Source organism: Glutamicibacter uratoxydans (genome assembly GCF_050753455.1).
Classification (GTDB): domain Bacteria; phylum Actinomycetota; class Actinomycetes; order Actinomycetales; family Micrococcaceae; genus Glutamicibacter; species Glutamicibacter uratoxydans_A.
In genome coordinates this window covers 1,466,952-1,478,385 of the sequence record NZ_CP192736.1, presented here as the reverse complement: position 1 = coordinate 1,478,385, position 11,434 = coordinate 1,466,952, and the positions used below count along the sequence as shown (strand labels likewise).

9 protein-coding genes and 3 tRNA genes are annotated in these 11,434 nt (G+C 58.8%); 2 read left to right on the top strand and 10 right to left on the bottom strand.

Annotation, left to right across the window (positions count from 1 at the left end; all coding sequences use genetic code 11):
• Window positions 1–15: 15 nt before the first annotated feature.
• The 8 genes from ACQQZ8_RS06685 to ACQQZ8_RS06650 all read right to left on the bottom strand — a co-directional run bounded on the left by ACQQZ8_RS06685 (window position 16) and on the right by ACQQZ8_RS06650 (window position 6,688).
• Window positions 16–88: transfer RNA gene (locus tag ACQQZ8_RS06685), tRNA-Glu, on the bottom strand.
• Window positions 89–128: 40 nt separating this feature from the next.
• A tRNA-Glu gene (locus tag ACQQZ8_RS06680) sits at window positions 129–201 on the bottom strand.
• A gap of 49 nt (window positions 202–250) precedes the next feature.
• Window positions 251–322 (bottom strand) — tRNA-Gln (locus ACQQZ8_RS06675).
• A gap of 489 nt (window positions 323–811) precedes the next feature.
• Window positions 812–2,317 carry a glutamate--tRNA ligase gene (gene gltX, locus ACQQZ8_RS06670; protein ID WP_431711881.1) on the bottom strand — a complete coding sequence of 502 codons (1,506 nt, stop codon included), beginning with the start codon at window positions 2,315–2,317 and terminating at the stop codon, window positions 812–814.
• A gap of 129 nt (window positions 2,318–2,446) precedes the next feature.
• Window positions 2,447–3,211, bottom strand: coding sequence for a fumarylacetoacetate hydrolase family protein (locus tag ACQQZ8_RS06665; RefSeq protein WP_431711880.1), 765 nt, complete (start codon window positions 3,209–3,211; stop codon window positions 2,447–2,449).
• A 3-nt stretch (window positions 3,212–3,214) separates the two neighbouring features.
• Window positions 3,215–4,333, bottom strand: a complete 1,119-nt coding sequence (gene galE, locus ACQQZ8_RS06660) for a UDP-glucose 4-epimerase GalE (RefSeq protein WP_431711879.1) — start codon at window positions 4,331–4,333, stop codon at window positions 3,215–3,217.
• A 79-nt stretch (window positions 4,334–4,412) separates the two neighbouring features.
• Window positions 4,413–5,507: a branched-chain amino acid aminotransferase gene (locus ACQQZ8_RS06655; RefSeq protein WP_431711878.1), complete on the bottom strand. Its 1,095-nt coding sequence runs from the start codon at window positions 5,505–5,507 to the stop codon at window positions 4,413–4,415.
• A gap of 122 nt (window positions 5,508–5,629) precedes the next feature.
• The gene (locus tag ACQQZ8_RS06650) at window positions 5,630–6,688 is read right to left on the bottom strand and encodes a 3-isopropylmalate dehydrogenase (protein ID WP_265159116.1); all 1,059 of its coding nucleotides are present in this window, start codon (window positions 6,686–6,688) and stop codon (window positions 5,630–5,632) included.
• A gap of 236 nt (window positions 6,689–6,924) precedes the next feature.
• Here ACQQZ8_RS06650 and ACQQZ8_RS06645 point away from each other — a divergent pair, with 236 nt between their 5' ends.
• A complete protein-coding gene (locus ACQQZ8_RS06645) occupies window positions 6,925–8,058 on the top strand; it encodes a sensor histidine kinase (RefSeq protein WP_431711877.1) in 1,134 nt (377 codons plus the stop codon).
• 74 nt (window positions 8,059–8,132) lie between these two features.
• The gene (locus ACQQZ8_RS06640; RefSeq protein WP_431712155.1) at window positions 8,133–8,753 is read left to right on the top strand and encodes a LuxR C-terminal-related transcriptional regulator; all 621 of its coding nucleotides are present in this window, start codon (window positions 8,133–8,135) and stop codon (window positions 8,751–8,753) included.
• A gap of 59 nt (window positions 8,754–8,812) precedes the next feature.
• On the opposite strand, the gene metG is transcribed toward ACQQZ8_RS06640, so the two are convergent.
• The gene (gene metG / locus ACQQZ8_RS06635; RefSeq protein WP_431711876.1) at window positions 8,813–10,369 is read right to left on the bottom strand and encodes a methionine--tRNA ligase; all 1,557 of its coding nucleotides are present in this window, start codon (window positions 10,367–10,369) and stop codon (window positions 8,813–8,815) included.
• A gap of 57 nt (window positions 10,370–10,426) precedes the next feature.
• The gene (locus ACQQZ8_RS06630; protein WP_431711875.1) at window positions 10,427–11,434 is read right to left on the bottom strand and encodes an NYN domain-containing protein; all 1,008 of its coding nucleotides are present in this window, start codon (window positions 11,432–11,434) and stop codon (window positions 10,427–10,429) included.

Sequence of the window (11,434 nt, the reverse complement as noted above, 5' to 3'; positions counted from 1 at the left end):
GTGGCTTATTTTGCGTGACCCCAGCGGGATTCGAACCCGCGTTACCGCCGTGAGAGGGCGGCGTACTAGGCCGCTATACGATGGGGCCGTATATCTCCGCTGGCGGAGGACCTATAAAGAAGAACTTGTGACCCCAGCGGGATTCGAACCCGCGTTACCGCCGTGAGAGGGCGGCGTACTAGGCCGCTATACGATGGGGCCGCACGCTAAGAACTTCTTCTTAGCTCATCAAATAAAATTTGATGAAGCGCTGGGATACCAGGACTCGAACCTAGAATGACGGAACCAGAAACCGTTGTGTTGCCAATTACACCATATCCCACTGTGACTTGCGGCTTTTTGATTAGCTCAGCTTCCTGAACCGTTCTGTTTGCCTCAGCACGAGATATAACTATACATACGTTTTTGGGAAGAGACAAATCGAGGAACCCTCGGGCAAGAAACCCTCAAAGAACGCCGAATTCTCGCGGATTTAACCTGCTTTTCAGCGTACATTTTTGCCACCACAAACAAACTCCTTCTTGTGAGCTGCCACACGATTTTAGGCTGCCACTAGGGGGAATATAGGACCAAGATTGACGGCGTCCGCAAAATGACCAGTCACCGCCGCTAGTGCAGCAGGGCCGCGACGCCTCGATGTCGTTATCGGCTTATTAGAATCCGACGTGGGGTTGTATTGCTGCTCGTTCACGCTTGTAGCTGTCGGCTTGCTACACCCTGTGACGAAACAACGCCCTCGATACCAAGCTGCTTCGTGGGCGGCTGGTATCGAGAGCGTTGTTAGTTCGGCTGAGCTCTAACCGTTGACGAGTCAGAGCCCCGCAGCGAATGCACGTAGGCGATTCAGGCTAGAATCCTTGCCCAAAATTTCCATGGATTCAAACAACGGCGGGGAAACCTTCTTACCAGAAACCGCGACGCGTGCAGGTCCGAATGCGTGACGCGGCTTGAGCTCCATCTCTTCGACCAACTTGGCACGCAGAGCGTCCTGGATGCTCTGCGCGTTCCAGTCTTGTAATGGAGTCAGAGCATCAATGGTGGCTTCCACAACTTCCGCAAGGTTTGCTGGCATACCCTTCATAGCGCCCTCGGCTACTATGATCTGCGCATCTTCAAGGAAGAGGAATTCCATCATGTCTGAGGCTTCGCCCAGCAGCCCAACGCGTTCCTGAACTAGTGGTGCAGCAGCATCCAGAATGCTGTTTTCCCGTTCGGTGAGCTGCTCCCCCACGAGGTTTGAGGCCTGCAGGTACGGGACAAGGCGATCCCGGAAGTCCTGCGGTTCAAGCATGCGCACGTGCGTACCATTGATGGCTTCGGCCTTCTTTTGGTCGAAACGAGCAGGGTTGGACAGCACGTCGGTGACGTCAAAGGCCTCAATCAGTTGTTCTCGGCTGAAGATGTCCTCATCGGCGCTGAGCGACCAACCGAGCAGGGCCAGATAGTTCAACAGGCCTTCAGGGATGAAGCCGCGGTCACGGTGCAGGAAGAGGCTGGACTCGGGATCCCGCTTGGATAGCTTCTTATTTCCCTGACCCATGACATATGGCAGGTGGCCGAAGCGCGGCATGTACTTAGCCACTCCCACGTCATGCAGCAGCGCATAGAGAGCAATCTGGCGTGGGGTCGAAGAAAGCAGATCCTCGCCGCGCAGCACGTGGGTCACGCCCATGAGCGCATCATCTACAGGGTTAACGAGGGTGTACAGCGGCTTTCCATTGGCACGCACCACCACGAAGTCCGGAACAGAACCGGCCTTGAAGGTAATCTCACCCCGGACTAAGTCGGTAAAGGTCAGGTCGCTATCCGGCATACGTACACGTAAGACCGGCTCACGGCCTTCAGCCTTAAATGCCGCGATCTGCTCGGCTGAAAGTTCGCGGTCGAAGTTGTCGTAGCCAAGTTTCGGGTCACGGCCGGCCGCGCGATGGCGAGCTTCGATCTCTTCCGGGGTAGAGAACGACTCATAGAGATGACCGGCTTCGCGAAGCTTGGTGATGACTTCTTGGTAGATGTCATCACGCTGCGACTGACGGTATGGTGCGTGTGGTCCACCGACATTCACGCCTTCGTCCCAGTCGATGCCGAGCCAGTCCAGGGCATCCAACAGCTGGTTGTAGCTTTCCTCGGAGTCGCGCTTGGCGTCGGTGTCCTCCACGCGGAAAATCATCTTGCCGCCGGTGTGGCGGGCGTAGGCCCAGTTGAACAGGGCCGTGCGGATCAGGCCAACGTGTGGCGTACCGGTCGGCGACGGGCAAAAACGTACCCGTACCGGGGTGTCTTCGGTTACAAGGGGAATCAGCGATAGATCAGTCATGATGACTTCATTCTATGCCCAGAGTTCCATGCACTCCATTTGGGTAGCACCAAGGCCCCCGGCCGTCACTGGTCGGGGGCCTTGGCACGGGCCGATGCCCGCCACATGGTGCGTTCGTCGACGCCGGGCTCAGCGGCGGAAAACGCTACGCAGGGTGCCGATGCCCTCGATCTCGATCTCGATGCTCTCCCCTTCGCGGACTTCCCCGACCCCGGCAGGTGTGCCGGTCAGGATCACGTCCCCGGGCAGCAGGGTAAAGGCCTCGGAGGCGCGGGCCACCAGTTCATTGACGGACCAGATCAGTTCATTGGTTCCACCGTCCTGGCGCACCTGCCCGTTAAGCCGGGTGATGATCCCGACATTATCGGGATCATCCAGTTCGGTTTCGATCCATGGCCCCAGTGGGCAGGAACCGTCAAAGCCCTTGGCCCGGCCCCACTGCAGGTCGGTGCGCTGCGCATCGCGGGCGGTCAGGTCGTTGGCCACCGTGTACCCGAAGACGACCTCGGGCACCTTCTCCGCAGGGACGTCCTTGCAGATGCGACCGATCACCACGGCGAGTTCCCCCTCGAAGGAAATCTCATCCGAGAAGGACGGGAGCGTGACCGGCTCATTGTGCCCGACCACGGAGGTATTGGGCTTCAGGAACATGATCGGTTCGGCCGGCACCTGGTTGCCCAGTTCCTCGGCGTGCTTGCGGTAGGTCCTGCCAAAGGCCACGACCTTGGAGCGTGGGATGATCGGAGCGACAAGTCTCACATCATCCAGGTCATGGCTCTGGCCGGTGGGCTTGATTCCCTGGAAAAACGGGTCCCCCGCCAGGACATGGACCTTCCGGTCTTCGACGACTCCGTATAGTGGGTCGCTATCTACGACAAAACGTGCGATGCGCATGGGCTACTTCTGGTTCCCCTCGTTGTTGGGCTTTGATGACGACTGTACGGTGGATGCCGCCTTCAAGAGTTGTTCGTTCAATTCGTCATTGTCGTAGGAATCAGACGCTTCCTCCGGGAATCCATAGGGATTGTTTTCCTGCCAGCGCCACATATCCTGGACCATTTGCTCAAGGCCTCGTTCGGCCTTCCAGCCAAGTTCAAGACGAGCTTTAACTGGATCCGCATAATTCTCGGCAACGTCCCCGGGCCGACGGTCCACAATCTGGTAAGGCACGTCCTTACCGGCAGCCCGGGCGAAGGCCTGGATGACCTCCAACACACTGGACCCTTCGCCTGTTCCGAGGTTCCAGACGAAACTGCCGGTCCGATCGGTCAGGTAGTCCAGGGCGGCAAGGTGGCCGGCGGCAAGGTCGAGAACGTGGATGTAATCGCGCACCCCGGTTCCGTCCACTGTCGGGTAGTCGCCACCGAAGACATTGACCTGCTCCCTTCGTCCCACGGCGACCTGGGCGACATATGGCATCAGGTTATTGGGGATACCCTGTGGATCCTCACCGATCCGACCGGACTCGTGGGCCCCGACGGGGTTGAAATAGCGCAATGCGGCGATGGACCACCGCTCATCGGCGGCAGCCAGTTCCTCCAGCATTTCCTCGATATGCAGTTTGGTCCGGCCATAGGGGTTGGTAGCGCTGCGTTGGGTGGTTTCCACCAGAGGTAGCTCGGTGGATTCGCCATAGACGGTGGCCGAGGAACTGAAGACCAGGTTGCGGCATCCAGCCGATTCCATGGCATCCAGCAGGTTCAGCGTCCCGGTCACGTTGTTGCGGTAATAGGACAGCGGCTTGGCCACCGACTCGCCCACGGCTTTTAACCCCGCAAAATGGATGACTGCATCGGGTGCAAGGTCCCGGACTATCTGGTTGATCTTCTCTGATTCCAGAAGGTCAACCCGATATAGCCGAGGTGCCCTGCTGCAGAGGGCAGCGACACGACGCAGGGATTCGGGCGAAGAATTGCTGAAGTTGTCTACGACAACGACATCATGTCCCTCTTCGAGAAGGAGCAATACCGTGTGGGAGCCGATGTAGCCGGCTCCACCAGTCACCAATACGCGCACGTGGTTCCTTACCTTGGAAAGTGAAATGACCCGGACAGGTTTTCCTTATCCGGGTCATTCTATCGATCTTGGGCTCCGACTAGGCCAGCTGCTCCAGCCAACCGTGTCGGTCTTCCACCGTACCGAGCTGGATCCCCAGCAATTCCTCACGGATGGCCATGGTGACTTCACCGGCCGGGGCGTCGGGGTTTCCGATCATTTCATCGCCGTTCTTCAATACGCCGATCGGGGTAATCACCGCGGCGGTACCGCAAGCGAAGACCTCGGCAATCGCGCCGCTGTTGACGCCCTCACGCCATTCATCCAGGGTGATGGTGCGTTCCTCGATCTTCATTCCTCTGTCCTTGGCCAGCTGCAGTACTGATTCGCGGGTCACACCTTCCAGGATGGTTCCGGTCAAGGCCGGGGTGACCAATGTCCCGTCTTTCATGACGAAGAAGACATTCATCCCACCAAGCTCTTCCACGGCATTGTTGTTGAACGGGTCAAGGAACAACACCTGCTTGCAACCGTTGGCTTCGGCCTCCATTTGCGCTATCAACGAGGCGGCGTAGTTGCCACCGCATTTGGCATTACCGGTACCGCCGCGGCCGGCACGGGCGTACTGGGTGGATACCCAGATGGAGACCGGCTTCAGCTCCCCGCCGAAGTAGTTGCCAGCCGGCGAGCAGATAACTCGGTAGGACACCTTGCGTGCTGCGCGAACCCCGAGGAATGCCTCGGTGGCAATCATGAAGGGACGCAGGTAAAGGGACTCGCCCTCTTCGGCGGGCACCCAGTCCTGGTCGGCCTTGACCACACGACGCAGGGATTCAACAAAAACTTCCTCATCCAGCTGCGGCAGGGCCAGTCGGGCCGCCGAACGGTTCAGGCGTGCCGCGTTCTTGTAGGGGCGGAAAGTCCAGACGGTGCCATCGGCATGACGGTAGGCCTTCAGGCCCTCGAAGATCTCCTGGCCATAATGCAGCACGGACGCTGCCGGGTCCAAGGCGATCGGGCCATAGGGTTCAATACGGGCATCGTGCCAGCTACCGCCGGTTGCGTCCTCATTGGCGCTCCAGTCGATAACGGCAGTGTGGTCCGTGAAGAAGTCTCCAAAACCGGGGTCAGCCAGGATACGGGCCCGTTGCTCGTCGCTTGCGCGATTGGTTGAGAGATTTTCGGTGAATTCCATTTCGACCTTGGACTTCCTTACTGGGTGACGTAAAACGGGTGTCCCACGCAATCAGCAGAACACCCGTTCGTGGTTTGGCTTACCTGGCATCCAATTCTGCCAGATAGACCGTTATCAGTAGCTTATGCCAGCAATGCCACAATTGCATCGCCGATCTCGGCGGTAGTGCGCGGATCGGTCAATTCCTGACGCGAAGTGATCTCGGTTTCCACAGCCTGCTCAACCGCGGCTGCTTCCTTGGCCAGGCCCAGGTGGTCGAGCATCAGGGCAACGGACAGGATCGCGGCAGTCGGATCGGCCTTCTGCTGACCCGCGATATCCGGGGCCGAGCCGTGGACCGGTTCGAACATTGACGGGTAGGTGCCGGACTTGTTGATATTGCCGCTGGCAGCCAGCCCGATTCCTCCGGTGATGGCACCTGCCTGGTCGGTGAGGATGTCGCCGAAGAGGTTATCGGTGACGATCACATCGAACCGGGAGGGGTCCGTGGTCAGGAAGATGGTGGCGGCATCCACATGCAGGTAGTCGTGGGTGACCTCCGGGAAATCCACGGCAACGGCTTCGACGGTGCGGCGCCACAGGTGGCCGGCATGCACCAGCACATTGTGCTTGTGGACCAGGGTCACGTGCTTGCGCGGGCGGCGTGCAGCGCGGCTGAACGCGTCACGGACCACACGTTCGACACCGTAGGCGGTATTAACCGACACCTCGGTGGCAATTTCCTGCGGGGTGCCGGTACGCACCGAGCCGCCGTTGCCCACGTAGGGCCCTTCGGTTCCTTCGCGTACCACCACGAAGTCGATCGCTCCGGGGTTCGCCAGCGGACTTTCGATTCCCTGATACAGCTTGGCCGGACGCAGGTTCACATAATGGTCCAGGGAGAACCGCAACTTCAGCAAGAGCTCACGCTCGATAACCCCGGAAGGGATCCGGGTGTCCCCCGGGGCCGCTCCGACAGCACCAAAAAGGATGGCGTCATGCTTCTTGATGGATTCAAGGGTTTCAGGATTCAGCGCCTCACCGGTTTCCAGCCAGTGCTCGGCACCCAGCTTATAGTCGGTGAGTTCCAGCCGGCGACCGCTCGCGGCAGTGGCAACCTTCAGGACCTTGACGGCTTCGGCCACAACTTCCGGCCCGATTCCGTCTCCGGCAATGACAGCAATATCTAAGACGTTTCCCATACCCCGATATTAACGGACAGAATCCAAGATGTGAGAACTTATCTCAAATAATGAGATTTTTGACTTGTGTGCGGTCACGAATCTCAGACCTGGGCAGGAGGTTGGGCTTGGTGGAATTCAGTATGCTGGAAAGGCAAGTCCCCATCCTGAACAGTTGAGCAGATATTTTGAATCTTCGTAGCCCACACCGCCGGATCGATCAGTGGATTCGAAGCAATCCCCACAAGGTCGATTTCATGGCCGGGGCCGCCTACACCCTGGTCGTCTCGGCTGGAACGCTTGGCTTGGGCTACGGGGTCTACAATCCCTGGTATCTGTTTGTACTCTGCCTGTTGCAAACGGCCCCGCTGATGTACAGGCGCAGGCACCCTTGGGCCGTCACCCTGATCGTGATCGGCGGCCACTTGTTGCAGGTCGCGACCTATCCGGGTCTGCTGCCTTCGCAGTTCTCGGTCCCGATTCTTGTTTACACCATCGCCGTCTACGGCAAGCGCTGGCAATCATTCGCCACCCTGGCAACGGGGATCGTTGGCGCCATGTTGGTCACTGGCCGGATGTTCGTACCATACAGTGACAGTCAGCTGATCAGCTTTGACATGATCATCTCCTTTGTCGGCCTGTCACTGATAGTCCTCGTTTCCTGGACCTTCGGTGATTTGGCGCGGACCAGAAGGCTGACCATGGAAGGCCTGCGAGACCGGGCCAATCGTTTGGAGATGGAACGCCAATACGAGCGTGATTTGGCGGCCTCGGACGAACGCAACCACATCGCCAGGGAAATGCACGATATCGTGGCCCATTCCCTCTCGGTCATCATCACCCAAGCCGATGGTGCCCGCTACGCCGCAACCAAGGATCCGCAGATCGCGATCGAAACCCTGAAGACCGTCTCCGATACCGGACGCTCTTCACTACGGGAAATGCGCCGGTTACTCGGCGTCCTGCGAACCGACGAAGCCGCCGAGAACCGTCCGTTACCAACGCTGATGGACATCGATGACCTGGTTGGCACCACGCAACGTTCTGGGTTGGAAGCCCACCTGGTCGTTGAGGGCGCACCCCGCCGCGAACTACCCGCCGGCGCGGAGCTCACGGCGTACCGGTGCGTCCAGGAATCCCTGACCAATGTCATGAAGCATGCCGGCGCCAATGCCTCGGCACAGGTGGCCCTGACCTGGACCGGTAAGGGCCTGGAAATCCTGGTCACGGATAATGGCCGGGGAGCCGGCGCCTTGACCCAGGACGGTGCGGGGCAAGGCCTTCGGGGAATGTGTGAGCGGGTTTCGCTCTACGAAGGTTGGGCAAAAGCCGGCCCGATTACCGGCGGAGGATTTCAAGTGTCAGTTTTCATCCCATATTCGGAGGACTAATAACAGTGAACGAACCAACACCGATCAAGGTGGCCCTGGTCGATGACCAATTACTCGTTCGAAGTGGGTTTCGGATGCTGATCAACTCCCAGGAGGATATGGAAGTCATTGCCGAGGCCGGCAACGGACGCGAGGCCTTGGCCACCTACCTGCTGCCCACTGCGGATGTGGTGTTGATGGACGTGCGCATGCCGGAAATGGATGGGATCGAAACCACCGAACGGCTGCTGGGCGCCGGACAGAAGCCGGAGTCCGCCCCAAAGGTCATTGTGCTGACCACCTTTGATATGGACGAATACGCACTCAGTGCGATCCAGGCCGGTGCCAGCGGCTTCCTGCTCAAGGATGCCCCGCCCGAGGAGTTGCTGGAGTCCATACGTACGGTCAATCGCGGGGATGCCGTCATTGCCCCGTCCACCACCCGCCGGCTGCTGGATCATATGGCACCGATGCTCAAGCGCAATGTGCAGCCCAATTCCCGGTTACAGGCGCGGGTTGATTCGTTGACACGGCGAGAACGTGAGGTATTCGAGCTCATTGCCTCGGGCCGATCAAACCCGGAGATCGCCCAGGACCTCTTCCTCTCGGAAGCCACGGTCAAAACCCATGTCGGCCACATCTTGGCCAAACTGGATGCCCGAGATAGGGTCCAGGCCGTGGTGATCGCTTACCAGACCGGGGTGGTCAGCCCCTAGGCATGCGAAAGGGCGTGGACCAGGAAATACCCTTTTCCTAGTCCACGCCCTTTGTCGTTCTAGTCCTGCTTGGGTTCTTCGTATCGAGGGAAGACCGGGGCCGGTGCCGGCAACTCGGTACCGGGCACCAATGCACGCCCGTAGTTCTCGAAGGTCCGCGCAGAGCCGCTACCGACGCCGAGCAGATCCAACATGGCGGTAGTGGTCTGCGGTAGGACCGGCTGAAGCAGCAGGGCGACCTGACGGACCACTTCCAACGTCACATAGAGCACGGTCTCCATGCGCTCCGGATCGGTCTTCTTGAGTTTCCACGGTTCCTGGTCGGCAAAGTAGGCGTTGGTATCCCCCAGGACATGCCATACGGCTTCCAGGGCCCGGCTGAATTCCTGACGGGAGTAGAATTCCCTGTTGATCTCCAACAGACCAGCGGCAGCCGCGAGTTCCGCGCGATCCGCTTCGGTGAGCTCGCCGGGAGTCGGCACGACTCCCCCGCAATTCTTGGCCACCATGGACAGTGAACGCTGTGCGAGATTGCCGAAATTGTTGGCGAGGTCGCCGTTGATGCGCGCCACGATGGTCTCATGGTTGTAGTTACCGTCCGCGCCAAAGGGCACTTCACGCAAGAAGAAGTAGCGCACCTGATCCAGCCCGTACTGCTGGACGAAGTCGTCCGGTGACACCGTATTGCCCAGGGACTTGGACATCTTCACACCGTTATTGTGAAGGAAGCCATGGATCATGACGCGCTTCGGTAGCGGCAAACGTGCCGACATCAGGAAGGCCGGCCAGTAGATGGCGTGGAACCGTGAGATGTCCTTGCCGATGACATGGACATCTGCCGGCCAGAACTTCTTGAAGGACGCCGAATCAACGTCAGGGAAACCGGCACCGGTCAGGTAATTAGTCAGTGCGTCAACCCACACGTACATGACGTGTTTGTTGTTTCCCGGGACCGGGATCCCCCAGTCGAAGGTGGTACGTGAAATCGACAGGTCGGTCAAGCCGCCTTCGACAAATCGAATCACCTCGTTGAAACGGGACTGCGGGGCGCCGAAGGACTCCGACTCGGAATAGAGTTTCAGCAGTTTGTCCTGGTACTTGGACAGCCGGAAGAAGTAAGACTCCTCCTCGGTCCAGGTGACTTCAGTGTCGGTCTCTATGGCGTAACGGATACCGTCTTCCCGGACTTCGGTCTGGTCCTCGGAATAGAAGGCCTCATCGCGTACCGAGTACCAGCCCGCATAGGCGTCCAGGTAGATATCTCCGTTGGATTCCATACGGCGCCACAGTTCCTGGGCCGCCGCGTGGTGATCGGCGTCGGTGGTCCGGATGAATCGGTCGTAGCTGATCCCCAGCTCGTCATTCATGGCCTGGAACGCATCCGAGTTCCGCTGAGCCAGTTGGGCCGGGCTGATCCCTTCCTTCTCAGCGGTCTGCATCATTTTCTGCCCGTGCTCATCGGTGCCCGTCATGAAGAACACGTCGTAACCGTCCAGGCGCTTGAAGCGCGCCATCGCGTCGGTAGCTACCACCTCGTAGGCATGCCCAATATGGGGGGTACCGTTCGGGTAGGAGATTGCAGTAGTGATGTAAAAGGGTTTTTGCTGTGAAGTCACGATAATAATTTACCTTAGGTAGGTCAGGTTTCAGGATTCGGGGACGGCCGGTGGAACTTAGGAGTACTTATCCAGACAGTCCCAGAAGGCGGTACGAAGTACCCGACGTATCTGCTGTTGGTCGGTTTTCCATTCACCTACGACCTGGGCGCAATCCTTCAGTAGGGTCCGGTCGATCTCCGGAGGAAGTTGAGGCCTGTCTGCCATGAGCTCGACCCGCTCCTGCTGCGTGGTGCTGGCTAACCACGATCGGGCCACTTTTCCACCGATCTCCTCGGCAACCGATAATTCACGCTGTTCATACGCGGCTTTGCCGTGGAACCCCGAATGCTCTCCCCCACTGGAGTACACGACTTCGGCTTCGCTATCGGCGGGGGCCTCTTTGCTGGCGGCCTTGAGCTTTTGTGCCATGACAGCCGGGGTCGGTGCCGCGGGCTTTGTGGGTTGCACGGCGTGTTCCTCTGGAGCCGAAGCAATCGAGGCGGCCTGCACCGCGTGTTCGTTATCCCACTCGATCACCTTGGTAAAGGAGCTATCCAGAAGCTGATCCGGGATCGTTTCAATGGCATCCGCGGTGAGCGCCAGGTGCTCGGCCACCGAAGCCACTCCGAGCCTGCTTTCATCCCGGCGCACACCCAGGAGGATCACCTTCATGCCCAGGTCCTGTGCTTCCTCTACGGCCTCGGCCAGGTCGTCGTCACCTGAAACGAGGTAAGCCACCGAGGCTGAACCGTTGCGGGCCACACCGACGAGATCCAGAGCAAGGCGCAAGTCGACTCCCTTTTGTTCGCCATTGTAGGAGATCCGCCCCAGACGGACTTTCACCCCCGGAATAAAGCCAATACGCTTGTGCTGCTCGGTAAATAACCCGTCTTTGGACGCGTCATACCAATAAACCCGCAAATTGTTCAGGCCCGTGTTCTTCTTGACCGTCTGGACAATACCTCGGACCAGGGATTCATAGTGGATGGTAAAGGCTGATCTTAGCGTTGTCCCGGCAGCCCTATGTCCACCTAGTGACAATAAGAATCCGGCATCGATAAATATGGCAGTTTGATTCATCAT